Raw genomic sequence first — 23,326 nt, forward strand, 5'->3', positions numbered from 1 at the left:
CGCGGTCCGGCGACCGGGAACCGGCGTTGCGTCCGGCGACGCTCCTCTCGTCTCGAAACTGCACACCTGGCCGTCGAGTCGGCCGTGCGCCGGTTTCGCACGCATCCCACGAACCGTCAGCATCTAAGTGCGACCCTGCCAACGCTGGACCATGGAACTCTTCGGCACCGCCGGTATTCGCGGGGACGTGACGGAGCGAGTGACGCCGGAACTCGCCCTCGACGTCGGCCGCGCCGCCGGGCTTGCCGCACTCGAATCGGACGGTTCGGCCGAGTTCGTCGTCGGCCGCGACGGGCGAACGAGCGGGCAGGGACTCGCCGCCGCGGTCGAGGCCGGACTGCTCTCTGCGGGCGCAGACGTGATTCGCGTGGGCGTCGTCCCGACTCCGGCGCTCGCGTTCGCCTCGAAGGGCCGCCGCGGCATCATGCTCACCGCCTCGCACAACCCGCCGACGGACAACGGTATCAAGATGTTCGTAGACGGCGAGGAGTACGACCGCGACCTCGAACGCGACATCGAAGCCCGCGTCGAGTCCGAGCCGAGCGCCGTCGCGTGGGACCGCTGGGGCGCAAGCGGAACGAGCGGCGTCCTCGACGACTACCGCGACGCAATTGTCGAGTTCGCGTCGGCCCACGGGTCCGACCTTGACGGTCTCCGCGTCGCCATTGACTGTGGCAACGGGATGTCCGCACTCGGAACGCCGCAGGTGCTCCGCGACCTCGGCGCACACGTCGTCACGCTGAACGCCCAAATCGACGGTCACTTCCCCGGCCGCGAGTCCAAGCCGACACCCGAGACGCTTGCCGACCTCCGGGCGTTCGTCGCCGACGGCGACTTCGACTTCGGTATCGGCCACGACGGCGACTCGGACCGCATCGTCATCATCGACGCCGACGGCGATGTCGTCCACGAGGACACGGTTATCGCAATCGTCGCCGAGCATTACGTTCGCGTCTCGGACGTTTCTGACCCCGTCATCGTCACGACGCCGAACGCATCGGGTCGCATCGACGAGCGCGTCCGCGAAGCAGGCGGCCGCGTCGAACGCGTTCGTCTCGGCGCGCTCCACGAGGGTATCGCAAGTGCCCGCGCGGACGGCGGTGACGTCGTGTTCGCGGCCGAACCGTGGAAACACATCCACCCGTCGCTCGGCGGTTGGATCGACGGCGTCGCATCCGCGGCGCTCGTCGCCCGCCTCGCCGCCGAGTCCGGCATGGACAGCCTTCGTGAACCGGTCACGGAGCGACCCTACCGGAAGGTCAGCGTCTCGTGTCCAGACGAGAAGAAGGCCGTTGCGATGGCGGCGCTCGAAACGTCGCTTCCGGAGGCGATGGACCCCGAATCGGTCGATACCGAGTACGGTGTCAGACTAGAGTTCGCCGACGCGTCGTGGACGCTCGTCCGCCCGTCGGGAACGGAACCGTACATCCGCGTCTACGCCGAGGCGGACGACGTGGACGCCCTCGTCGATGACGTGACGGGCGTCGTCGAAGCAGAGATCGCGGACGCGTAAGCCGCAACACCGCTTCTCGCGGCACTTCTGAGTGGTCTCGACTCCAGAGACGATTCCCGCTCACGACGATGCCGAGACACAGACACACAAATTATAAGATGTTGACATTCTGGCAGTTAATCTTGAAAATTTGAGACGTTTGCCCCCGAAACGACACCTTTATGCAATTTTCGAGGCCCCTGTCTCAATAGGTGACCATAGATATGGACAGACGTTCGTTTGTCAAAGCGGCAGGGGTTGCGGGCATTGCGGGACTTGCAGGATGTACTGGCGGCCCGAGCGAGGGCGGCGAAGCCACGACGACAGAAGAAAGTGGTGGCGAAGAAACCACGACGACCGAACAGACGACGGGTGGCTCCGACGCGGCGGCCAATATCGGAATGGTCTACGCGCTCGGCGGTCTCGGCGACAAGTCCTTCAACGACGCCGCAAAGCGCGGTATCGAACAGGCGAAGACGGAATTCGGCATCACGTACGAAGAGGCACAGCCGTCCGCCTCCGAAGAGTTCCCGCAGTTCCAGCGTCGCTTCGCGCAGTCCACGAACCCGAACTACGACCTCGTCTCGTGTATCGGCTTCGCACAGAAGTCCGCGCTGAAGGAGACGGCACCGAACTTCCCGGACCAGAATTTCATGCTCGTTGACGACGAGCTTCCGGAACTCGACAACGTTGCGAGCTATCTGTTCCGCGAGGAACAGGGTTCGTTCCAAATCGGCCACCTGGCCGGTCTGCTCACGACACAGGAGTTCGCGGCCGGTGCCGCCGAGACGACGCCCGACGAAAAGCGCGTTGGCTTCGTCGGCGGTGTCGATGCGCCGCTCATCCGGAAGTTCCAGGCCGGCTTCGAAGCCGGTGTGAAGCACGCTGACGAGGAAATCACGGTTGATGTCGCGTACTCCGGTTCGTTCTCTGACTCCGCGAAAGGGAAGGAAATCGCCACGTCGATGTACGACAAAGGCGCGGACATCATCTACCACGCGGCCGGTGCGACCGGTCTCGGCGTCTTCCAAGCCGCGAGCGACAACGGTAAGTTCGCCGTCGGTGTTGACTCTGACCAGTCGAAGACCGAGCCGAAATACGCCGACGTCATCCTCGCGTCCATGGTCAAGCGCGTCGAAACGGCTGTCTTCACGTCCGTCGAAAACGTCGTGGACGACGATTTCAACGGCGGTACCAGCACGACGCTCGGTCTCGAAGAAGACGGTGTCGCCGCCGTTTACGGTGACGAACTCGGCTCCGAGATTCCGCAGGACGTCAAGGACAAACTCGAAACGTCGCGCGAGTCCATCATCGCCGGCGACATCGAAGTCCCGACGACGACCGAATAAGTTCGTCCCCGGACGTTCGAATCTTTTTCACGACTCACACAACAACCGACAGCACGTTGCCTCCCGCGATGGCTGACCGAAGCGACCAACAAGCCAGTGAGTTCTCGGGACGACACGGAGCAGTCCCCGTATTATCGGGGAGGGAAACGCCGTTTTCGACCGCAGAACGTGATACTGTGGTGAGCAATTCGAATCGCCCGTAAATTGGCTCGACACACCGTGTGGACGAATCCCGCGGCGACTCGAATACCACGAGTTTAAGCAAACCCCCCCGAAAAATGGGTTAAGATGAGCACCGCTGTTCATCTCGACGAAATCACCAAACGGTTCCCCGGCGTCGTAGCCAACGACGAGGTGGACCTGACCGTCGAGCGAGGCACGGTGCACGCACTTCTGGGAGAAAACGGGGCCGGTAAGACGACGTTGATGAACATCCTCTACGGGCTCTATGAACCCACAGAGGGAACCGTATACATTGACGACGAGCCGCAGGATTTCGACTCCCCTGCGGACGCAATCGACGCCGGAATCGGTATGATTCACCAGCACTTCATGCTGGTTGACCCCATGACGGTCGCCGAGAACATCGTCCTCGGTAACGAACCGCGAAAGTGGCTCGGAACGACCATCGACCGGAAGCGCGCGCGCCAAGAGGTCATCGACCTCTCGAACCGATACGGATTCGACGTGAACCCCGACGACACTATCGAGGACGTGAGTGTCGGCGTTCAACAGCGCGTCGAGATTCTGAAAGCACTCTATCGCGGTGCGGACATCCTCATTCTGGACGAGCCGACTGCGGTTCTCACACCGCAGGAGGTCGAAGAGCTGTTTTACGTCTTCGAGGAACTCACAGAGCAAGGCAAGACGATTATTTTCATCAGCCACAAGCTCGGTGAGGCCATGCACGCCGCCGACGATATCACCGTCCTCCGCGACGGGAAAAACGTCGGCACGGTAAAAACGGACGAGACCACGAGCGAGGAACTCGCCGAACTGATGGTCGGTCGTGAGGTCCTTCTCGACCCGAAGGCCGAACCGCAAGCGCCGGGCGACCGGATTCTCTCCGTCGATGGACTCCACGTGGACGACAATCGCGGAATTCCGGCGGTAACCGACGTTTCGTTCGATATTCGAGAAGGCGAGGTGTTCGGTATCGCCGGCGTTGACGGCAACGGACAGTCGCAACTCGTCGAAGCTATCACCGGCCTTCGAACCCCGACTGACGGGACGATTTCCTACAAGGGACGGAACATCACCCGCGCGTCACGCCGGTCACGCATCGACGACGGGATGGCCTACATCCCCGAGGACCGTCACGAACGCGGTCTCGTGATGGATTTCGACCTCGTACAGAACAGCATCCTCGGTAGTCAACACAGCCCGAAATTCTCCTCGGGGGGGCAGATCGACTGGCCCGGCGCGCGAGACCACACCGAGCGAATCATCGACGAGTACGACGTGCGGCCACCTCACGCCACCGCCGACGCCGAATCCTTCTCCGGCGGTAACCAACAGAAGTTCATCGTCGGCCGGGAGTTCGAGCGCGAACCGGATTTCGTCGTCGCCACCCACCCGACACGCGGCGTTGACATCGGCGCGATGGAGTTCATCCACGAACGGCTCTTGGACCTCCGGCGACAGGGGAAGGCCGTGCTTCTCGTCTCTTCGAAACTCGACGAGGTACAGGGACTCTCGGACCGCCTCGGCGTCATGCACGACGGCGAACTCATGGACATCGTAGACCCACGCAACACCACCGAAGAAGAGATTGGCCTGCTCATGGCCGGCGAACGAACACCCACGAATACGAGTGCGGAATCGCCCGTGGGTGACGCCCAATGAGCGCCGACGGCCGCGGGAAAGCCGTCCTCCGCCGTCTCGCCAGCGCGTCGGCGATGGAGCGGATTCTCATCAGTTTCGCCGCGCTCGTCTTGGCGACGCTCATCGGAGCAGTCATCGTCCTCGTCTCTGGACGCGTCGCCACCTGTCAAACGGCGGCAACAACACTGTTCGGCGTCGGGTTCTGTTACGACCCGCTCGACGTGTATCTCGTCTTGTTCAACGGTGCGCTCGGTCAACCCTTCCTTCTCGACAGTCCTGGTCTGTTCAATCCCGACTGGAACCCACTTAGCTTCGGACTCGCCTTTACCCTCAAGGAGACGACACTGCTCATCTTCACCGGTCTCTCGGTGGCCGTCGCCTTCCGTGCGGGCCTGTTCAACATCGGAACGCAGGGTCAACTCGTCCTCGGCGGCCTTGCGACGGCGCTTTTTGCGGTCTTCGTCGCGCCGCTCCTTCCGGGTGGCGTCGTCGGCGGTCTCATCTTGATTCCGCTCGCCGTCCTCGTCGGCGCGGTAGTCGGCGGTCTCTACGGCGCGATTCCGGGCGCACTCAAGGCCTACTCGGATGCGAACGAGGTCATCACGACGATCATGTTGAATTTCATCGCGGCGGGCATCGCAAAGGTACTCGTCAGCGAGTTCTTCCGCAACCCCGACTCGCAGGTCATCGAGACGGCTCCGATTCCGGACTGGGGGACGATTCTCCCCATCGCGTTCCCGAAGGGGAGTGACTTTTCGATTCTCGCGCTCGGCTTCGGTCTCGCACTCGTCGTCGGCGTCTGGTACCTCCTCGAACGTACCTCGCTCGGCTACGACCTCAGGACGAGCGGCGAACAGCCCGAAGCCGCCGAGTACGGCGGTGTCGATGCCAAACGAACGACTGTCGTCAGTATGTTCCTCTCCGGTGCTCTCGGCGGCATCGGCGGGGCTATCTGGGTGCTCATGGTTATCGGAAACTGGCTGACTGACGTGCCGTCGCTCGGATTCGACGGCATCACCGTCTCCATCCTCGCGGGGAACAACCCGTTCGGTATCGTCCCGGCGGCGCTCCTGTTCGGGACGCTCAAATCCGGGTCGCTCGCAGTGCAGTTCCAGACGGGCGTCCCGAAACAACTCGTCGGCGTCCTCCGCGGTCTCATCATCTTGTTCGTCGCCATGCCCGAGTTCTTCCGCATGCTTGGAACCAGATTCACGACGACACAGGGCCGCGAGGCCGTTGCGACCGACGGCGGCGAACCTCTCTCGGGAGGTGACGACGAATGAGCACGTCTACACTGAGTCAACTCCGCGAGACTGACCTGTCCTACAGAGCGACGCTCGTCGGCGGCGCAGTGGGGGTGTTCGTTCTCATCGCGCTCCTCGGACTCGTCTTCCCGGAGAGTATCTGGGCGAGTCTCCTCGGCATCGTCACGAGTCGCAGTACCCTCGAATCGGCACTTCGGCTCTCGGTTCCGATTACGTTCGCCGCGCTCGGCGGTATCTTCGCGGAGAAATCGGGCGTCATCAACATCGGTCTCGAAGGGCTACTCATCATCTCGGCGTTTACGGCGGTCATCACGACGGCCGTCATCGGCCCCGGGACCGTCCTTCTCACCATCCCCATCGTCGATGTCAGCCTCACCGCGATTTGGATCGGCTTCTTCGCGGGTATTCTCGCGTCGGTGCTTTTCTCGGCTATCTTCGCCGTGGTCTGTATCCGCTACAAGGCCGACCAAATCATCGCCGGACTCGCCGTCTGGCTCATCGCGCTCGGGCTGGCGCCGTTCGTCGCCACCGTCTACTACGGCGGCGTCAACACCGACAACCTCGGCACGTCGCTTGGGACGTGGACGATTCCGTACCTTTCGGACCTCGGGTTCTTCGGTGCGTTCTTCGACGCCAGCCCGGCGGTGTACATGATGCTCGTCGCCGTCCCCGCGTCGTGGTATGTCCTGAACCGGACGGCGTTCGGCCGCCACATCCGCGCATCCGGTGAGAACCCGAAGGCGCTCGACACCGTCGGCGTCAACGTGAGTCGCGTCCGCTACGCTGGCGTGCTCCTTTCGGGTTTCCTCTCCGGCATCGGCGGTGCCGCGCTGTCGCTCGGTCTCGGCCAGTTCATCGGTAACAACCAGACGATGGTCAACGGCAAGGGCTTCATCGCCATCGTCGCGTACCTCTTCGGGAACTACAACCCGGTCGGTGCGTTCGGCGCGTCGTTCCTCTTTGCGGGGCTGGACGCCGTCCAGATTCGCCTCCAGCAGGTACAGGGCTACACGCTCCCGGATTCGATCATCCAGACGATTCCGTACATCATGGTCATCGTCATCCTCGCGTTCGTCGGCCGGACGTACATCCCGTCTGCGGCGGGCGAACACTACGACAGCGGCGACGACAACCGGTAACGAACCGTCGCTCGGCCTCTCGATTTCCCTCGATTCTTCCCCGGTTCTTCCCCGATTCTTTCGACGCCAATTCTTTCGACGCCAATTCTTTCGACGCCGATTCCCAGCGGTTGCGTCGTCGTCGGTCGAACGACCGATGCGGGAGTAAAGAGTTTTCAGCCCGCGATATGGAGGTGATACCATGTCCACACACGAGTACGACGTGGTGGTCGTCGGTGCAGGCACCTCCGGGTGCTACGCCGCCGCGACTATCGCACGAGCGGGCTACGACGTGACAATCGTCGAGCGAAAGTCCGCGGAGGAAGCCGGACACATCGCGTGCGGCGACGCGCTGAAGGGTGCGGACGCGTTCCCCGACGTGATTCCGAAGTCGAAAATCGAACCCGCGTTCACGAACACCGAGGTTGACCACGGTCGCTTCGAAATCCCGCAAGAAGATACCGTTCTCGACATCCCCGTACCCGGCGAACTCGCCGTTATCGACCGCTGGGAGTACGGCCGTCTCATCATCGAAGGTGCCGACGAAGCCGGCGCGGAATTCCATTACGACACCGTCGTCCAAGACGTGAAACAGGACGACGACGGCCGCGTCACCGGCATCCGCGCGAAACACGACGGCGAGGCCGTCGAGTTCGACGCAGACATCGTCATCGACGGTGCTGGCTCGCTGTCGCTTCTCCAGGACAAAGTCGATTTCTCCGACGCGACGTTCGACACGAACGTCTCGTACCAGCACTTCTCGTCGGCCTACCGCGAAGTCGTCGAGGTTCCCGAACCCGTCGAGTGGTCTGATGCGCTCGTGTTCAAGCCCGCCGAAGTCGCCGCGGGCTACGTCTGGTATTTCCCGCGAACCGAGACGGAAATCAACGCCGGGCTTGGCTTCCAGATGACAGAAGAGCCGATGGAACTCGTTGACGACCTGAAAAAGGACCTCCGCGCCCGCCCCGAGTTCGACGACGCGGAAGTCATCGACAAACTCGGTGCCGCGTTGCCGACGCGCCGCCCGTACGACTCGGCGACCGCCCCCGGTTACATGGCCGTCGGCGACGCCGCGGCCCACGTCAACCCGACGACCGGCGGCGGCATCGCCGGGGCCGCCTACGCCGGCTCTTACGCCGGCGAGCAGGCCACCATCGCGCTCGAAGCGGGCGACGTGAGCGAGGAGACGCTCTGGCGGTACAACCAGCGCGTCATGGACCACTTCGGCGGCCGCTATGCCAGCCTCGACGTGTACAACATCCTCTCGACGGCCGTTGACGTGGACGACCTCATGGGGCTTATCGCCTCCATCCCCGGCGAGAAACTCGCCGAAGCGCTCTACTCCGGAACGACCTCGTTCGGCCCGACGCTTCTCGCACGGACCGCCGCGTCGAGCTACGGCCACTGGGGTCAGATTTACAACTTCTTCAAGGTAAAGCGCCTCGCCGACGAACTGATGGCTCACTACGGCCGCTACCCGAGCAGACCGAGCGCGCTCGACGGCTGGAAGGTCGAACGCGACCGCATCATGGACGATATCTACGAAGTCACTGGCGCGTCGCCGAAGTACTAACTTCGTCGGCGAACGTCACGTCCCGAAACTCGAACCGGGCACCCCCCGATTTTCCGGTCGTCGCGCGAACCGACCAGCCGTGCGCGTCGGCGACGCCGGAGACGATGGCGAGACCGAGACCCGTCCCGTCCGGGTCTGTCGTGTAACCGGACTCGAAGATGCGGTCGTGTTCTTCCGGCGGGATTCCCGACCCGTCGTCTTCCACGAAAAAGCCGTCTTCGAGCGGGCCGACTCGGACGTGGACGTCGGACGCCGGATTCGACCCGTCTCGACCGGACGCGTGACCGCCGTCGGCGCCGTGTTCGACGGCGTTTCGAAAGAGATTCTCGAAGACGGCAGTGAGTCGCTCGGGGTTCGCCTGTAACTCGGCGTCGGCTTCGACGGTCAGACTGGCGGCGTCGAGACTGGAGTTCGCAACCGCGCTCGCGGCGACGCTCGCAAGGCCGACGGGTTCGGTCTCGCCGACGGTCTCACCGCTCCGAGCGAGTTCCAACACGTCCTGAATGAGCGCCTCCATGCGGTCGTGGGCGTCTGCGACCGTTCCGAGGTGCTCGGTGCCGTGACCCTCGCGTGCGAGTTCGAGACGCATCTGCGCGACGTTCAGCGGGTTTCGCAGGTCGTGAGTGACGACCTGTGCGAACTGGTCGAGTCGGTCGTTTCGTCGGCGGAGGTCAGCTTCTCGCGCGTCGCGTCGGGACGACCATCGCTTCGCGCCGACGGCGAGCGCGAGCGCCCCGGCCAGCAACGCGCCGTCTTCGAAGACGATAGCGAACGCGTCGGGTTGGACGACAACCTCGCCGAGTGCGTCGGTCACGGCGTAGACGCCGACGAGGAGGGTACCGGCGTAGAGCGGCCGCCAGACGGTCTGTGCGTCACGAACCGCGACGAGGGCGAACGAGCCGAGGAGGGGAAGCGGAACTAAGAGCAGTTCGACGACGAACCGGAGCAACGAGACGTCCGGGACGTCCGAAAAGAGGGCGACCTGCACGCCGGAGACACCGGCAACGACGCCGATAAGGGCCAAACTCGGCCGAAAGTCGGCGTCCTCGGTCGATTCACCTCGTAACGGCCCCATCGCTGGCGGCTATGCACGGGGGGGACAAATAAGCGCTGGCGTATCGATTTCTGTCGGTCGTCACCGTCTCTATCGAAACGTGACGAAGCGGCCCGCTTCAGGGCTTGTCTGCGGCGATGCGGTTGACGCTTCCCGAGAGCACGTCGATGGCGAGACGGATCGTCTCTTCATCGACATCGAAGGTCCGGGTGTGGTGGCCGCCGGGGTGGTCGGTGCCGACGACGACGTACGAAGCCAACCCGCCGTTGTCTTGGACGCGTTGCATGAGATACGTCGCGTCCTCGCTCCCACCGAGTTCGTCGCTTCGGAGGACCGGACTGACGTCGTCAACGCGGTCGCTCACATCTCCGACGATAGTTGCGAGCGCGTCGTCGCTCCGAGCGCTCGGGGCTTTCCCCTCGACTGTGATTTCGACATCGCAGTCGTACATCGCGGCGGCCGACTCGATGACGGTGTGGGCGCGGTCTTCCATGTACTCCATGAGTTCGGTCGTCTCACCGCGAACCTCGCCTTCGATGAACGACTCTTCTGCGATGATGTTCGTGGCGGTGCCGCCGCCCATCAAGCCGACGTTGACGCGGGTCGCGCCGTCCGAGTGCCGGGAGATACCGTAGAGGTTCTGGGTGGCCGCGGCGGCCGCGAGGTTCGCGTTGTTCCCCGCTTCGGGTTTGGCTCCTGCGTGGGCCGGCGCACCGGCGAACTCCGCGCGGAAGTGCGAGACGGCGAGGAAACCATCGACGCCGCAGACGACTTCGCCGGTCGGGTGGTCGAGACCAACGTGCACCGCGAGCAAGTAGTCCACGTCGTCGAGGTGGCCGCTCTCGGCGACGGCTTTTGCGCCGGCGACGAGTTCCTCGCTGGGTTGGAAAAACACCTTGAATGTCCCCTGAAAGTCGGAGTTGGCGACGGCGTCGAGCACGCCGAGACCGATAGTCGCGTGGGCGTCGTGCCCGCAGGCGTGCATGAACCCCTCCGTTTCGGAGCGGAATCCCTCCGCCGCGGGAACGTGGTCGTCGTCGTCGGACTCGGTAATCGGGAGTGCGTCGATATCCACGCGGAGAGCGACAGTCGGTCCCTCGCCGCGTTCGAGGACGGCGAGCGCGCCCGTGTAGCCGCCGGCGAGTCGGTCGAGGATGTCCGCCCGCGCGCCAGCCTCACGCGCTCGTTCGAACCACGTGGAGAGTTCGTCGTCGTCGGGGACGGCCATCCGCTCGTCGGCGTCGAGTATCTCGGGGCCGACGTAGAGCGCATCGAGGTCGCGCGTTTCCAGTTCGTCCACGATGCGGGCGGTGGTGTAGAACTCGCGCCACGCCGGTTCGGGGTGTCGGTGAAGGTCGCGCCGGAACGACACGAGTTCCTCTATCGACGCTTGTTGGCTCATCGTGCGTCCGTTTTCCCGCGAATCATGATAAACTCTTGTGACGATGTAGAAGTAAACTCGAATTCTTGACTAACTAATTGGAGGAAATTCGTGCCTATTATATACCAGACCGAAAGTGTGACAGACGATGCCAGAAGAACCGGACATCGAGCTTAGTTTCCGTGGTGGGCGCCTCGTCAGTGCGCTCCCCATCGCCCTGTTCATCGCGTGGGCGATATTCCAAAGTGGTTTCCTCGGTATCGGCGATACGACCGGACTCGTCGCGGGGATGCTGACAGGACTCATCGTGGGAATGCTGTTTGTCCGGGGGGACTGGAAGGAGTATGCGGATGTCATCTTTGCCGGCATGACTCGCCGGGTCGCCGCGACCGCCGTGGTTGCGTGGCTCTGGGCGGGCATGTTCGCTGAGACCATCCAGGTCGGCGGCTTCGTCGATGGTCTCGTTTGGGCCGCAACGGTACTGAACGTCGGTCCCGGGTTGTTCCCGGCGGCGACGTTCCTGCTCGCGGCGCTCCTTGCGACGGGCATCGGTACCGGCTACGGCACCGCAATCGCCTTCACGAGCCTCGTCTTCCCGGCGGGACTCCTCCTCGGCGCAAACCCAGTACTGCTGTTCGGTGCGATTCTCTCCGGGGCTGTCTTCGGGGACAACCTTGCACCCGTCAGTGACACGACTATCGTCTCCGCGGTGACCCAAGACGCCGACATCGGCGGCGTCGTCGCGTCTCGCGTGAAATACGCCGTCGTCGCGGCGGCGTTCGCAATCGCGGCGTACCTCGTCGCCGGATTCGGTATCCCTGGCGTGTGGAGCGGTATGCCGCACGCGGACGTGACCGGGCAAGTCTCCGCGTCGGTGTCGCCGTGGGGTCTCGTTCACCTGCTCGACATCGCCGTGGTCATCGCGCTCGCCATCCGCGGTCGGCACATCATCGAGGCCGTCTCGTGGGGTCTCATCCTCGCCGCAGTGTTCAACGTCGCATTCGGCGCGGCAGGCCTCATCGACGTCTCCGCTGGAAGCATGCTTCTGTTTAGCGCGCCGCAGAACGGCTTCACGCAGATGATCGACGCGCTCCCCATCATCGGCGCAGTTGTCGAAACCGTCCCCGGCGCACAGGCCGGCGTCGGCGGGAGCATCTACTCCGGTGCAGTCGGGTTCTTCCCGCTCATCGTCCTGACGTTGCTCCTCGTCGCGGGCGCTGAAGTCATGCGCGCCGGCGGCGGGTTCGACGCGATTCAGGAACTCATCATCGACACCGTCGCAACGACCGTTCGCCGCGCGGAGACCACGATGGTTCTCGGCACGGCGCTCGTGAACGCGACGGTCACCATCAACACGGCGGCCGAAATCGCCATCGCGCCCTACGTCGCCACGCTCGGCAAGCGCTTCAATATCAACGGCTACCGCCGCGCCAACATCCTCGACGCCAACACCTCGGCGCTCGGGTACATCTTCCCGTGGGGCGGTGGACTCCTCGCCGGCTACGGGGCCATGCAGGGACTCGTCGGCGGCGAAGCGACGCCGTGGTTCACCCAGCAGATGCTCGTGAACCCCGCGTCCGTCTTCCCGTACGTGTTCCACGGCTGGTTCCTCGTCGGCGTGTTCCTGCTCGCCGCGTGGACCGGCTACGGCCGCGAGTACGTCTCCGACCGTACCAGTGAGGAGGTGAGTCGCGTATGAGCCGTCTCGACAAAATCTTCGCAGGCTGGACGTTCCGCACTGCGACCCCCGAGTTCGAACCCGGCGAAACCATCACCGCGTACGTCAGCGAACACAACGGAAGCGGTCTCTCGATTCGCGTCGGCGACTCGGTTATTCGCGTCGCGGACGGACAGGACGCCGCTGTCGAAGATAAAGTTCGTCTGAAAGTCACGTCGTTCGACTCGGACTCGCACGTCGGTACCGGCGAACTCGTCGAAGTGCTCGGTCCCGACGGCTAAGCCGCATCGTCGGCGACGTCGAACCGGAAAACGACCGACGTCTATTTTTTTAACTCGACTATCGCGTCAGCGACGGTGCCCGAGCGGTTTCTTCTGTTCGACTTCGATTTCGATGTGGACGCTGTCGGGGAACTCCTTGTGGCCGACCTCACGGGCGATGTGGTCCGCACCGTGAATCTCGATACGGCGCGTGTAGACCGGATACGACCACGACGAGAACTGGTCACCGGGTTGGAGCGTCCGGTACTGCGGGACGCTCACCTGTTTCGGCTGGTCGGCGTGCGGGCCGCGGCACTCGGCTCCTTTTCGTTCGACGTACTCTTTGAGGTCCCCGACGACTCTGTCGAGCACCGCCTTATCACCGCTTTGGAAGGTGAGTTTTGTGACGAAGGGCATGCTGGGTACTACCCAGTGTTGGATGCTCCGACGGTAAAAGCGCATCTACACGAACTCGGGAGTGACGCCTCGTCGCGGGCGAACCCGGATGAATAACCGTGTCAACACAGTTCAGCCTCCGATACCCTCTTAAAGGGCGGCACATTTATTTCGGGTAATGGCAGTCGAAGCGGTCAGTGCTGGAGCCATTCTCTTCCGCGACACCCGCGGCCGGAGGGAGTATCTGCTCCTGAAGAGCCGTCCCGGGGACTGGGAGTTCCCGAAAGGCGGGGTCGAAGGGGACGAGGAGCTTCAGCAAACGGCAATCAGAGAAGTCAAAGAGGAGGCCGGAATCTCGGATTTTCGCCTCATCGACGGCTTCCGCAAGGACTACGATTACGTCTTCGAGGCGAACGGCACGACGATTCACAAGACGGTACACCTGTTTATCGCACGCTCTTTCGAGGCGTCAGCGGAGCTTTCGACCGAGCACCGCGACCTTCAGTGGCGCGACTACGAACAGGCGATCAACACCATCACACAAGACGGGCCGCGCGAGATTTTCGAGCGCGCACACCAGTTTCTCGACGAACTCGCCGCGAAGAACGAAGGCGACCACAAGTATCTGAAGTAGCGGCGGTTGATTTCGACCGCGCCGTCTTTTCTGTTAGGTGGAGCGATGCCAGCCGACCGAAACGCCTTCCCGTTCCCGCGCGGACTCCCGGCCGTGAGTGACGCCACCGACCGCGACCCGGAGTTCGCCTTCGAACTGCGCGTCTGCCGCTGGGCGGAACGCGCGTGGCATCCAGACGGCCTACGGCCCGCGATAGTCGCCCGACAGCTCGGGACCCGCGAGCGTCGGTGGGACACGGTCGTCGTCGAAGTTGACCCCGAGGCGTTCGCCGCCCGCCGCGCGCTTTCGACCGACGGGTTCGACTCCGACCTCCTCCGCGTCGTCCGGCACGCACCCGCCGACTGGGCGTGGTACCGCGACGCCATCCCCGAACCGGACTTCCCGTGGCGACACGTCGTTCCCGCGGTCCATCGCGCGGCGGGCCGCGGGGTGGTCGAGAAGCGCCGCGGGACGCGAAACCGCGTCGAGTACCGACAGACGGTGCCGTATCCGGAGTGGGTCGAGCGAATCGTCGCCATCGAGAATAAACCGAATCTCGACGCGAGCGCCGCACGCGCTCTCGCCGACCAGTTAGAACACGACGTGTCGCGGGCGCTCGCGGACGAAGTGTGGGTCGCAACCGAGGCGACCGGCGACCGGGTCGAGCCCGCCTTACTGGAGGACTTACCGGTCGAGGTCGGCATCCTCGCCGTCGGCGAAGATTCGACCGAGGTGCTGTGGCATCCGAGTACGCTCACACCGGACCCGACTGACGCCCGGCGACGACTCGTCCTCGCAGAGCGAGCCTACGACCGCGGGTGGCGAAGCTACGTCGAGACGATGCGGCCCGACTGTCGGTACTTCGAACTCGACCGCCGCGGGCGGGCGCTCGTCCCGAAGTGCGCCGCTAAGGGCTGTTATCAGAGCCAACGCGAGTGCGCCCACTCGTGTTCGGCGTTCGAACCGGAACCACCCGCGTGGCGGATGAACGGCTGGCCCATCGATGGCGGGCCGGGAGCGGGCGTGCGACGGATACTGGCCGCCCGCCGCGACCGCGTCAGGGAGCGAATCGGCGACCCACAGCGCGACCCATAACCGGCGAGTGTGTGCGGAGTGAGAACTGCTAAGGCCGCCCTGACCCGCGTCTCTTCTATGGAACGGTTTCAGAATACGAACCTTCCGGACTGGGACTGGTGGGGCAAGCTTTGGCCCGCACCCGGTGAGACACTTCGTGAACTCGGCGTCGCCGCGGGCGACCGTCTCGTCGAAATCGGAAGCGGAGACGGGTACTTTGCGCTCCCCGCCGCGCGCATCGTCGCACCTGCGCCGGTGTACGCGCTCGACCTCGACGCGTCGCTTCTCGCGGACCTCGAACAGCTCGCCGACCAACAGGAACTCGGTAACGTCGTCACGAAACACGGCGACGCTCGGTCGCTCTCCGAGCACGTCCCCGAGCCTGTCGATGTGGCGCTCATCGCAAACGCTTTTCACGGCATCGAAGACCGCGAGGCATTCGTGACCGAAGCCGCTTCGGTCCTCGCGGACGGCGGGCGACTCGTCGTCGTCAACTGGCGAGCCATTCCGCGAGAAGCGACGGCAATCGACGGCGAACCCCGCGGGCCGCCGACCGACCTGCGTCTCACTCCCGCGGAGACAAACGCGGCGGTCGAAAGCGCAATCGGTGCGACAGAGTGCACACAGTTCGACCTCCCGCCGTACCACTACGGGCTGGTTTTCGAACCGTCGCGGTAGAGGAAGACGACTGTCATGTCCAGTCGGGCGATGGTCACACCACGTTAGACGACTTCGACGTCCACTTCGTCGCGTTCGACCGCGAGATGGAACGTCGGGACGGTTCTGTAGACGACTTCGACGACGCCTTTTCGCCGGAGGCTCTGGAGCGCGCGCCGAACGTCGTCCACGTCGGGGTCGATATCGAACGCCTCGCGGAGTTTGTTGAGGACGCTGACGACGCTCTCGGAGCGCTCGTCGGGACCGGCGACGACCTCGAAGGCGCGGGCTTCGAGCGCTGGCACACGAATCACGCTCGGAACGGACTCCTCTTCGCCGTCGCTTTCGACGCCGGGTTCGACGCCGACGAGTTCGGCCGCCTCGGCGGTCGCGCGAATGAGGCTGTTGTCGTCGCGGTAGTAGTGGTCTTTCAGCTCTGATTCGAGGTATTGGTGGACCTCGCTCCCGCTTTCGAGGTCCCAGCGGTTCTGTAGCTCTTTGTTCTTCGTCGGCTGAAGCCGGACGATGTCGGCGAGTCGGTCTTTCGCCTCGTCGGAGAGCGTCATACTCGGACGATTCGAGGGAGGTGGTATAACGTTGTTCTGGATTGGATTCTTCAGCGCGGCCGCAGAACGTTAATCATTATCCCTATGCCAACCGTCGGCTCGGCTATGAGCTGGGAGACGCTCCGACTCGATTGGGACGGCGACGTAGCGACGATTACCATCGACCGACCGGACCACATGAACGCGATGAACAAAGACACGCTCGACGCGTTCGAGGAAGCCCTCGACGAGGCCGAAGCCGAGGAGGCGCGCGTCCTCGTTCTCACCGGGGCCGGCGACAAGTCGTTCATCGCGGGTGCCGACATCAGTTACATGCAGGATATCGGCACGCCTGCGGCCCAGAAGTACGCAGAACAGGGCCACCGCATCGCCTCGCGCCTCGAACAGTTCCCCGCGCCGACCATCGCGGCTATCAACGGCTACGCCTTCGGCGGCGGCTTGGAGTTCGCGCTCGCCTGTGACCTCCGGGTGGCCTCGGAGCGCGCGCTTCTCGGCCAGACCGAAATCGACCTCGGAATCATGCCCGGTTGGGGCGGGAGCGTCCGACTGCCTGCACTCGTCGGCGACGAAGTCGCCCGGCGACTCATCTTCTTCGGCGAGCGTATCGACGCCAGCGACGCCCACGAGTACGGTATCGTCGGTGAAGTCGTCGCGCACGACCAACTCGACTCGCACATCGACGAACTCACTGCCGACCTCGCGTCGAAGCCGCGACACGCCCTCGCGGGAGCGAAAGCGGCCATCAACATGTCCCACGAAGCGACCCGAGACGCCGCGCTCGACTACGAAGCCTGCGTCTGGAGCGGCCTGTTCGGGACACACGACCAACGCGAGGGCATGAGCGCCTTCGTGGAGAAGCGCGACCCCAACTTCGAATAACGACGCTGACCGACCCGAGAACTTCGATTCTCTGCCCACTGCGGCGGACTTCGCGTCTCGACTCCACGAACGACACATCGTGATTCTCCGTGTTAGCACGCGTCCTGCAACGGCTAAGTAATCTAAAGTTGATTATTAATCATGCAAGAAGAGATCAAACTGAGTCGCCTCGAATCCGTGCTCGACTCGCTTTCATATCCGGTCGCGCGGCGCGACGCCGCGGCCGCGTTCGACGGCGTGACGGTTCTCATGGCGGACGGGAACGCCGACCTCGGTGAGATGATACGGCAGTGTCTCCCCGACGAGTTCGCCAGCGCGACGGACCTCTACTACGAACTCAACAACGTGATGCCTATCGAGGCGGTCGGCGAACCGGGGCAGTCCGACGGCGACGCCTGAGTGAGTGTCTGTCGCGGCTGATTTCGCGTTCCGCGTGACCTTCGAGCATGCCCCGAAACACCACGGCGGAACCCCGGCGTTTAAGTCCTTCAAGCGGTAGGTCGTACTATCATGGAGTTCTGCGACGAATGCGGGTCCCTGATGACGCCGCAGGACGGTGTCTGGGTCTGCCCGAACGGCCACGAGAAAGCACGAGACAGCGAAAAAGAAAAGGCGATGGTCACGACCGAGGGCCAAGAATCGAGCGAAGTCGTCGATATGTCCGACGTCGATAACGCCGAAATCGGCCCGACGACGAAGGCGATCTGCCCGAAGTGTGAACACGACGTGGCGCGCTACGAGATGAAGCAGATTCGCTCGGCCGACGAGTCCGAGACGCGCTTTTTCACCTGCGTCGAGTGCGACCACAAGTGGCGCGAAGACGACCACTGAGCGGTTCGCTTTTTTCTCTGTCCCCGCCGTACGCCGTGGCATGGCCGATTCCCTAGCCCCGCCGACACTTCCGCCCCTCGAAGGGTGGACCCGCGTCGATGAATCGACCGACCGACTGTACCAATTCGGACTGGTCCGAGTCACCGCCCGAACCGTCGTCTACGAGGACGAAGCCATCCGAGCGCAGGTCCCCACACCCGACGACAATCCGTGGCGCTTCCTCTTTGCCAGTCGCCTCGTCATCCGCCCGCGGACGCCGTCGTCGGTCGCGCTCACTCGACTCGTCCGAAACGGCGCGACCACCGAGTTTACGTCCCGCCTCCGCAACCGCGGATTCACCGATATTCGCCGACTCGACTCCCGAACGCTTGGCGTCCGAAACGAGACGGCGGATATCGTTCGATACGCCGCGACCATCACGGTCAGCGGTGTCGAACTCACGGCCGACGCCTCCCTCGCGGTGGTTCCGGCCGACGGCGAGTTCCTGTTAGTCGGAAGCGCGTATCCGCGAGAAATCGTCGGCGGCGACGAGGAGACGGCCGCCGCACTCCGCGAGTGTCTCGACCCAGAGCGATTCAGAGACGAGTTCGTCGAGATCGTCCGGGGCATCAAATAAAATCCGGTCCCGCGGTGGCGGGTCGGTGGTTCCGTTTGCGCTGGTCGATCTCGCCGCCGGTGTCGCTCACTCGTTGCGCGCGAAGACGAGGTAGCCGGTGTGGCCGACGCCGGCGGTAGACGGGCGCGAGCCACGTTCGCCGAAGTCCATGTGTCGTTGAATCGTCTCGAAGGTCTCCACGTCGGAGAGTCCCGCTTCGCGGGCGGCCTCGACGGTGTCGCGCGTCCCTTCGACGAACGGCGAGTAAACGGCGACGTAGCCGCCAGTCACGAGGAGATCCGGCGCTTCGCGGACGACTTCGGGTGCGTTCTCGGTGTCGAGCGTGAGCACGTCGAAGTCCGCCTCGCGGAGGTCGTCGAGTTCGTCGGTGATGTCGCCGGTTCGGACATCGACGCGGTCTTCGACGCCCGCGAGTCGCATGTTCTCGCGCGCCACGTCGGCGAAGTCGGCGTTTCGTTCGAACGTCGTCACTTCGACGCCGAGACGACCGAGATACGCCGAGAGGACGCCCGTTCCGGTTCCGGCGTCGAGGACGTGTTCGCCCGCCGCGATGCCCGTATGGCCTACGATGAGGCCGATGTCGCGCGGCATCATCGGCGCGCCAGTGCGCTCGAAGTGGTTGAACAGGTCGGGACCGCGAGGCTCACGGACGAGGAATGGCTCGCCGATGTGCGTCTCCAGCGTCTGGCCCGGTTCCACGTCTTCGGGGACGGTCAGCATTCCGAGGTCAGTGTGGAGTTCCTCACCGGGACCGCGGAGATACTCCCGGTCGCCGTGGACGAGGAGTATCACTCCAGATTTGCGATGGCCGCGGCGAGGTCGCCACCTTCGGCCTCCAGCGCTTCGCGCGCCTCGTCTTTCGAGACGCCGGCACGCTGTGCGACGATCTCGATATCGGAGTCCGGAATACCACCGTCGGACCCGTCGTCAGCCTCGTCGGCGTCGTCACTGGCACCGAGTTCGCGCGTCTCGGGTTCGCCGACGACTTGGTAGGTCTCTTGGCCTTGGGCGTCCATGCGCGTGACCTGCGCGTCCGAGAAGACGAGTTCCTCGTCGGCCGTCTTGATGACGACTTCCTCGGCGTCGAGCTCGGTGACGTCGATACCCATCTGCTTCATCATCTGCTTCATCTTTCGCGGGTTCATCCCGCCGCCTCCAAACATACCAGAAGGGTCGGGGTCGGCTCTCAAAAGCGTGGCGAACGTCGTTGCGTCTGCCCTCTACCGCCCTGCGGCGGTCTCCGAGCCGATTCGCCCTGTCAGCGGCCGGTTCGGCCGTCTCTTTTTGACCCACCCGTCTCTTACCGGAGCGACCTCCAGCAGACCCCGATTTGTCCCGAGTAACCTATTCGACTCGCGTGCTGACCGCGAGACCGTTGCCAACGGGGAGCACAATCGTCTCGTACCGCGGGTCGGAACGAACCGCGTCGAGATAGGCACCGATACCGCGCGTGTCGGCGTTCGCCCCGTCGAGCGCCTGTACCGTCCCCTCGCTCCAGTCGGTTAGCGCGCCGAAGTCTATCGGCCCGCGCATCACGTTGTCGGCGACGACGACGCCGCCGACTTCGACGCGGTCGCGGACGAGGTCAAACGCCTCGGCGTAGCGGTGTTTCTGGTGGTCGAACAGGACGAGGTCGAACTCCCCATCGATCGTCTCGACGAGTTCGAGGGCGTCGCCTTCGAGGAAGGTGCTCCGGTCGGCGAGACCCGCTCGTTCGAGGAACTCGCGCGCCATGTCGAGTTCGTCGGGGTCGTGTTCGGTCAGGAATAGTTCGGCGTCGTCGGCCATCCCGCCGGCGAACCACGTCGCCGAGTAGCCGAATCCCGACCCGAATTCGAACAGTCGTTTCGCGCCCGCGAGGGTGGCGAGAAATCGGAGGACGCCACCCGCCTCGGGACCAATAATCGGAAAGCCGTGTTCGGAGGCGTACGCCGCCATCTCGTCTTGTACCGCGTCGTGTTCGGGTGCGGTCGCCGCGAGGAACCGCCGTGTCTCGTCGCTTACAATATCCATACGTCCCGCGCGTTCGCCAGCGTGATAAACTCCGTCGCCGCCCCGTCTTCTGTCGAAGTTGCGCCCGCGCCGCCGGCGGCAATTTCGACCGCATCCGTAACCCGCGTACGCTTAAGTGGAGACAAATCACATCTTCGACCATGTTTGACCCCGACGAACTCGAAGCGATTCGGGAGGCGAAAGCCGAGTGGGAGGAGGAGACGTTGTCTCCGACATTGGACCGCTTCGGGGAGCGCAAAGACGAGTTCACGACGGATACGGGCGGGAACGTCGTCGAACGACTCTACACGCCGGCCGATACGGACCTCGACTACGACGAGGATATCGGGTTCCCCGGCGAGAAACCGTACACGCGCGGCGTCTACCCGACGATGCACCGCGGTCGCCTCTGGACGATGCGGCAGTACGCGGGGTTCGGGACGGCCGCCGAGACGAACGAACGGTTCCGGTATCTCATCGACAACGGGTCGTCGGGACTCTCGCTCGCGTTCGACCTGCCCACGCAGATGGGCTACGACTCGGACGCGATGATGGCCGCCGGCGAGGTCGGTAAATCCGGCGTCGCCATCGACAGCCTCCACGACATGGAGACGGTCTTCGACGGCATCGACCTCGGAGAGGTCTCCACGTCGATGACCATCAACGCGCCCGCGGCGGTGCTCTTGGCGATGTACGTCGCGCTCGGCGACAAACAGGGCGTCCCCCGCGAGCAACTCCGCGGGACCATCCAAAACGACATCATGAAAGAGTACATCGCGCGGAACCTCTACATCTTCCCGCCAGAGCCGTCGATGCGACTCATCACTGATATCTTCGAGTTCTGTGCCGAGGAGACGCCGAAGTTCAACACGATTTCTATCTCCGGCTACCACATCCGCGAGGCCGGTTCGACGGCCGCACAGGAAGTCGCGTTCACGCTCGGCAACGGCATCCAGTACGTCCAAGCCGCGGTTGACGCTGGTCTCGACGTTGACGACTTCGCGCCGCAACTCTCGTTTTTCTTCAACGCGCACAACAACATCCTCGAAGAGGTGTCGAAGTTCCGCGCCGCCCGGCGCATGTGGGCGAAAATCATGGAAGAGCGCTTCGGCGCGGAGAACCCGAAGTCGATGCAACTGAAGTTCCACACGCAGACCGGCGGCTCGACGCTCACCGCCCAGCAGGTCGAAAACAACGTCGTCCGCGTCGCGTATCAGGCGCTCGCGGCGGTTCTCGGCGGGACGCAGTCGCTCCACACGAACGGGAAAGACGAGGCGCTGTCGCTCCCGACCGAAAAGTCGGTTCGGACGGCGCTTCGAACCCAGCAGATTCTCGCCCACGAGTCGGGCGCGGCCGACACTATCGACCCGCTCGCGGGGAGTTACTACGTCGAAGCCCTGACAGACGACATCGAAGACGAAGCGTTCGAACTACTCGACGAAGTGGACGAACGCGGCGGCATGCTCGACGCGGTGAAAAACCAGTGGGTCCAAGGAGAGATTCAGGACGTCGCCTACGAGCGCCAGCGCGAGATCGAAACGGGCGAACGAACCATCGTCGGCGTCAACAAGTACCAAGTCGACGAAGAGCCGACCGTCGAAGTGCAGGAAGTCTCGGAGAGAGAAGAGCAAAAGCAAGTGGAATCGCTGGAGGCGCGGAAAGACGCCCGCGACGACGAGGCCGTCGAGACCACCCTCGAAGCGATTCGCTCCGCCGCGAACTCGGACGAGAACCTGATGCCCTACATCGTCGATGCCGTCAAAGCCTACGCGACGATTGGCGAAATTTGCGGCGTCCTCCGCGAGGAGTTCGGCGAGTACGAACCCGGAATGGCCTGACCCGGGCGTTTTTAGCTATTTGGTCTCTACTAATCAGTCACTAGTTCTACACTTTCACCCGGCTGAGAAAACTTATTATATTCCCCCAAGTAGCCGTTAACGAGGATTTACGATGCCTCTTACTGGATTCTAAACTCGTCACACGGTCGGTCGCTCCTTCGTCGGTGCGGACACCGCACCACCAGTTAGCCGTCTCTTCGGAGGCGACCGTCTCGTCGTGGGGCTTTTTACCCGTTCAGCCCCCGGTATCGTATCCGACTGTCAATTCGACTCAACGAATGTCACGAAGACATCCCCAAGACACTCGTACCGCATCTGATTACCCTCCGCGTCACCACAGCCCTGCCCCGCCGTTCGCGGTGCAGGCCATCATGATCGCGCTGACCATCGGCGCGGTCGTCGTCGCCAGCTATCCCGTGGTCTCGCTGGTCGCGGCGACGGTGTTCGTCGCCGTCACGCTGGCCGCCAGAATCGCTGTCGCCCGCATCGAGCGCGGCCCGGTGAACGTTCGCGTTCCCGGTTCGCAACTCGAAGTGACGGTCGCTCGAACCGCCGGCGATTAAATCCGACCACGCTCCGGCTTCGACAGCCTACTTGGTGCCGTCTGACGCCGGTTTAGTTCCGTCACCGTCGCGTCCGCTCCCCACCCGCTGACACCGCATTTCCACCCCTAGTTTCCGAGTAGTTCCCCCGCTCTGCGCTCTTCTTCCGAGATTCGGCCTGCCGCTCGGTTACTGACAGATACCCGGCAATTTGATACTGCACTACGTGATGGTTCCACTGATGGACGACCGAATTGCGTCGGCGCTCGAACTGTCGTTTCCCGACCGCACCGCGGAAGCTGTCGGCTCAGCGGGAATTTCGTGGAAC

At 63.6% G+C, this 23,326-nt stretch carries 23 protein-coding genes and 1 pseudogene; 17 read left to right on the forward strand and 7 right to left on the reverse strand.

The window, feature by feature from the left end:
* Positions 1-151: 151 nt before the first annotated feature.
* The 6 genes and pseudogenes from C440_RS01615 to C440_RS01640 all read left to right on the forward strand — a co-directional run.
* Positions 152-1,513, forward strand: a complete 1,362-nt coding sequence (locus C440_RS01615) for a phosphopentomutase/phosphoglucosamine mutase (protein WP_008317617.1) — start codon at positions 152-154, stop codon at positions 1,511-1,513.
* Positions 1,514-1,716: 203 nt separating this feature from the next.
* Positions 1,717-2,841: a BMP family lipoprotein gene (locus C440_RS01620; protein WP_008317619.1), complete on the forward strand. Its 1,125-nt coding sequence runs from the start codon at positions 1,717-1,719 to the stop codon at positions 2,839-2,841.
* 288 nt (positions 2,842-3,129) lie between these two features.
* The gene (locus tag C440_RS01625) at positions 3,130-4,686 is read left to right on the forward strand and encodes an ABC transporter ATP-binding protein (RefSeq protein ID WP_008317620.1); all 1,557 of its coding nucleotides are present in this window, start codon (positions 3,130-3,132) and stop codon (positions 4,684-4,686) included.
* Positions 4,683-5,948, forward strand: coding sequence for an ABC transporter permease (locus C440_RS01630; RefSeq protein ID WP_008317622.1), 1,266 nt, complete (start codon positions 4,683-4,685; stop codon positions 5,946-5,948). The genes C440_RS01625 and C440_RS01630 overlap by 4 nt, the downstream gene beginning before the upstream one ends.
* A complete protein-coding gene (locus C440_RS01635; RefSeq protein WP_008317623.1) occupies positions 5,945-7,069 on the forward strand; it encodes an ABC transporter permease in 1,125 nt (374 codons plus the stop codon). The genes C440_RS01630 and C440_RS01635 overlap by 4 nt, the downstream gene beginning before the upstream one ends.
* 175 nt (positions 7,070-7,244) lie before the next feature.
* Positions 7,245-8,621, forward strand: a pseudogene (locus C440_RS01640) (geranylgeranyl reductase family protein); the annotation flags it as partial.
* Here the strand turns inward: C440_RS01640 and C440_RS01645 are convergent.
* A complete protein-coding gene (locus C440_RS01645; RefSeq protein WP_008317628.1) occupies positions 8,596-9,696 on the reverse strand; it encodes a sensor histidine kinase in 1,101 nt (366 codons plus the stop codon). The pseudogene C440_RS01640 and the gene C440_RS01645 overlap by 26 nt on opposite strands.
* A gap of 97 nt (positions 9,697-9,793) precedes the next feature.
* The gene (locus C440_RS01650) at positions 9,794-11,077 is read right to left on the reverse strand and encodes an amidohydrolase (protein ID WP_008317630.1); all 1,284 of its coding nucleotides are present in this window, start codon (positions 11,075-11,077) and stop codon (positions 9,794-9,796) included.
* A 127-nt stretch (positions 11,078-11,204) separates the two neighbouring features.
* On the opposite strand from C440_RS01650, the gene C440_RS01655 reads away from it, so the two are divergent.
* The gene (locus C440_RS01655; protein ID WP_008317632.1) at positions 11,205-12,755 is read left to right on the forward strand and encodes a Na+/H+ antiporter NhaC family protein; all 1,551 of its coding nucleotides are present in this window, start codon (positions 11,205-11,207) and stop codon (positions 12,753-12,755) included.
* Positions 12,752-13,015, forward strand: coding sequence for a DUF7513 family protein (locus tag C440_RS01660; protein ID WP_008317634.1), 264 nt, complete (start codon positions 12,752-12,754; stop codon positions 13,013-13,015). Before C440_RS01655 ends, C440_RS01660 begins: the two co-directional genes overlap by 4 nt.
* A gap of 66 nt (positions 13,016-13,081) precedes the next feature.
* Here C440_RS01660 and C440_RS01665 read toward each other — a convergent pair whose 3' ends face one another.
* Complete coding sequence (locus C440_RS01665; protein ID WP_008317636.1) at positions 13,082-13,411, reverse strand: uS10/mL48 family ribosomal protein; 330 nt, start codon at positions 13,409-13,411, stop codon at positions 13,082-13,084.
* Between the two features lie 157 nt (positions 13,412-13,568).
* Here C440_RS01665 and C440_RS01670 point away from each other — a divergent pair, with 157 nt between their 5' ends.
* The 3 genes from C440_RS01670 (at position 13,569) to C440_RS01680 (ending at position 15,755) form a co-directional block, all read left to right on the forward strand.
* The gene (locus C440_RS01670) at positions 13,569-14,024 is read left to right on the forward strand and encodes a bis(5'-nucleosyl)-tetraphosphatase (protein WP_008317638.1); all 456 of its coding nucleotides are present in this window, start codon (positions 13,569-13,571) and stop codon (positions 14,022-14,024) included.
* 93 nt (positions 14,025-14,117) lie between these two features.
* Positions 14,118-15,098 carry a DUF5787 family protein gene (locus C440_RS01675; RefSeq protein WP_049915140.1) on the forward strand — a complete coding sequence of 327 codons (981 nt, stop codon included), beginning with the start codon at positions 14,118-14,120 and terminating at the stop codon, positions 15,096-15,098.
* Positions 15,099-15,155: 57 nt separating this feature from the next.
* Positions 15,156-15,755: a class I SAM-dependent methyltransferase gene (locus C440_RS01680; protein WP_008317642.1), complete on the forward strand. Its 600-nt coding sequence runs from the start codon at positions 15,156-15,158 to the stop codon at positions 15,753-15,755.
* Between the two features lie 44 nt (positions 15,756-15,799).
* On the opposite strand, the gene C440_RS01685 is transcribed toward C440_RS01680, so the two are convergent.
* The gene (locus C440_RS01685) at positions 15,800-16,300 is read right to left on the reverse strand and encodes a DUF5797 family protein (protein WP_008317645.1); all 501 of its coding nucleotides are present in this window, start codon (positions 16,298-16,300) and stop codon (positions 15,800-15,802) included.
* A gap of 105 nt (positions 16,301-16,405) precedes the next feature.
* On the opposite strand from C440_RS01685, the gene C440_RS01690 reads away from it, so the two are divergent.
* The 4 genes from C440_RS01690 (at position 16,406) to C440_RS01705 (ending at position 18,626) form a co-directional block, all read left to right on the forward strand.
* Positions 16,406-17,179 carry an enoyl-CoA hydratase/isomerase family protein gene (locus C440_RS01690; RefSeq protein ID WP_008317647.1) on the forward strand — a complete coding sequence of 258 codons (774 nt, stop codon included), beginning with the start codon at positions 16,406-16,408 and terminating at the stop codon, positions 17,177-17,179.
* A gap of 141 nt (positions 17,180-17,320) precedes the next feature.
* Complete coding sequence (locus tag C440_RS01695) at positions 17,321-17,578, forward strand: DUF5789 family protein (protein ID WP_008317649.1); 258 nt, start codon at positions 17,321-17,323, stop codon at positions 17,576-17,578.
* 111 nt (positions 17,579-17,689) lie between these two features.
* A complete protein-coding gene (locus tag C440_RS01700) occupies positions 17,690-18,010 on the forward strand; it encodes a transcription factor S (RefSeq protein WP_049915113.1) in 321 nt (106 codons plus the stop codon).
* 40 nt (positions 18,011-18,050) lie between these two features.
* Positions 18,051-18,626, forward strand: a complete 576-nt coding sequence (locus C440_RS01705; RefSeq protein WP_008317654.1) for a DUF6517 family protein — start codon at positions 18,051-18,053, stop codon at positions 18,624-18,626.
* A 66-nt stretch (positions 18,627-18,692) separates the two neighbouring features.
* On the opposite strand, the gene C440_RS01710 is transcribed toward C440_RS01705, so the two are convergent.
* From C440_RS01710 to C440_RS01720, 3 genes are all read right to left on the reverse strand, one after another.
* Entirely contained in the window at positions 18,693-19,418 is a 726-nt protein-coding gene (locus C440_RS01710) for a tRNA (adenine-N1)-methyltransferase (protein ID WP_008317655.1), read from the reverse strand.
* Positions 19,415-19,789, reverse strand: a complete 375-nt coding sequence (locus C440_RS01715; protein ID WP_008317659.1) for a nascent polypeptide-associated complex protein — start codon at positions 19,787-19,789, stop codon at positions 19,415-19,417. Before C440_RS01715 ends, C440_RS01710 begins: the two co-directional genes overlap by 4 nt.
* A gap of 181 nt (positions 19,790-19,970) precedes the next feature.
* Positions 19,971-20,639, reverse strand: coding sequence for an O-methyltransferase (locus C440_RS01720; RefSeq protein ID WP_008317661.1), 669 nt, complete (start codon positions 20,637-20,639; stop codon positions 19,971-19,973).
* A gap of 140 nt (positions 20,640-20,779) precedes the next feature.
* Between C440_RS01720 and C440_RS01725 the strand changes: the two genes are divergently transcribed.
* A complete protein-coding gene (locus C440_RS01725; protein WP_008317662.1) occupies positions 20,780-22,456 on the forward strand; it encodes an acyl-CoA mutase large subunit family protein in 1,677 nt (558 codons plus the stop codon).
* A 278-nt stretch (positions 22,457-22,734) separates the two neighbouring features.
* Entirely contained in the window at positions 22,735-23,019 is a 285-nt protein-coding gene (locus C440_RS01730; RefSeq protein ID WP_241431970.1) for a hypothetical protein, read from the forward strand.
* Positions 23,020-23,326 lie beyond the last annotated feature (307 nt).

The sequence above is a fragment of the Haloferax mucosum ATCC BAA-1512 genome, assembly GCF_000337815.1.
GTDB lineage: Archaea > Halobacteriota > Halobacteria > Halobacteriales > Haloferacaceae > Haloferax > Haloferax mucosum.

Excerpts from the sequence above, each read along its gene's own strand:
- C440_RS01625 (WP_008317620.1), top strand. The coding sequence starts at position 3,130 with ATGAGCACCGCTGTTCATCTCGACGAAATCACCAAACGGTTCCCCGGC.
- C440_RS01680 (WP_008317642.1), top strand. The coding sequence starts at position 15,156 with ATGGAACGGTTTCAGAATACGAACCTTCCGGACTGGGACTGGTGGGGC.
- C440_RS01730 (WP_241431970.1), top strand. The coding sequence starts at position 22,735 with ATGTCACGAAGACATCCCCAAGACACTCGTACCGCATCTGATTACCCT.
- C440_RS01715 (WP_008317659.1), bottom strand. The coding sequence starts at position 19,789 with ATGTTTGGAGGCGGCGGGATGAACCCGCGAAAGATGAAGCAGATGATG.
- C440_RS01620 (WP_008317619.1), top strand. The coding sequence starts at position 1,717 with ATGGACAGACGTTCGTTTGTCAAAGCGGCAGGGGTTGCGGGCATTGCG.
- C440_RS01660 (WP_008317634.1), top strand. The coding sequence starts at position 12,752 with ATGAGCCGTCTCGACAAAATCTTCGCAGGCTGGACGTTCCGCACTGCG.
- C440_RS01635 (WP_008317623.1), top strand. The coding sequence starts at position 5,945 with ATGAGCACGTCTACACTGAGTCAACTCCGCGAGACTGACCTGTCCTAC.
- C440_RS01650 (WP_008317630.1), bottom strand. The coding sequence starts at position 11,077 with ATGAGCCAACAAGCGTCGATAGAGGAACTCGTGTCGTTCCGGCGCGAC.
- C440_RS01725 (WP_008317662.1), top strand. The coding sequence starts at position 20,780 with ATGTTTGACCCCGACGAACTCGAAGCGATTCGGGAGGCGAAAGCCGAG.
- C440_RS01665 (WP_008317636.1), bottom strand. The coding sequence starts at position 13,411 with ATGCCCTTCGTCACAAAACTCACCTTCCAAAGCGGTGATAAGGCGGTG.
- C440_RS01720 (WP_008317661.1), bottom strand. The coding sequence starts at position 20,639 with ATGGATATTGTAAGCGACGAGACACGGCGGTTCCTCGCGGCGACCGCA.
- C440_RS01615 (WP_008317617.1), top strand. The coding sequence starts at position 152 with ATGGAACTCTTCGGCACCGCCGGTATTCGCGGGGACGTGACGGAGCGA.
- C440_RS01655 (WP_008317632.1), top strand. The coding sequence starts at position 11,205 with ATGCCAGAAGAACCGGACATCGAGCTTAGTTTCCGTGGTGGGCGCCTC.
- C440_RS01670 (WP_008317638.1), top strand. The coding sequence starts at position 13,569 with ATGGCAGTCGAAGCGGTCAGTGCTGGAGCCATTCTCTTCCGCGACACC.
- C440_RS01630 (WP_008317622.1), top strand. The coding sequence starts at position 4,683 with ATGAGCGCCGACGGCCGCGGGAAAGCCGTCCTCCGCCGTCTCGCCAGC.
- C440_RS01700 (WP_049915113.1), top strand. The coding sequence starts at position 17,690 with ATGGAGTTCTGCGACGAATGCGGGTCCCTGATGACGCCGCAGGACGGT.
- C440_RS01705 (WP_008317654.1), top strand. The coding sequence starts at position 18,051 with ATGGCCGATTCCCTAGCCCCGCCGACACTTCCGCCCCTCGAAGGGTGG.
- C440_RS01685 (WP_008317645.1), bottom strand. The coding sequence starts at position 16,300 with ATGACGCTCTCCGACGAGGCGAAAGACCGACTCGCCGACATCGTCCGG.
- C440_RS01695 (WP_008317649.1), top strand. The coding sequence starts at position 17,321 with ATGCAAGAAGAGATCAAACTGAGTCGCCTCGAATCCGTGCTCGACTCG.
- C440_RS01690 (WP_008317647.1), top strand. The coding sequence starts at position 16,406 with ATGAGCTGGGAGACGCTCCGACTCGATTGGGACGGCGACGTAGCGACG.
- C440_RS01645 (WP_008317628.1), bottom strand. The coding sequence starts at position 9,696 with ATGGGGCCGTTACGAGGTGAATCGACCGAGGACGCCGACTTTCGGCCG.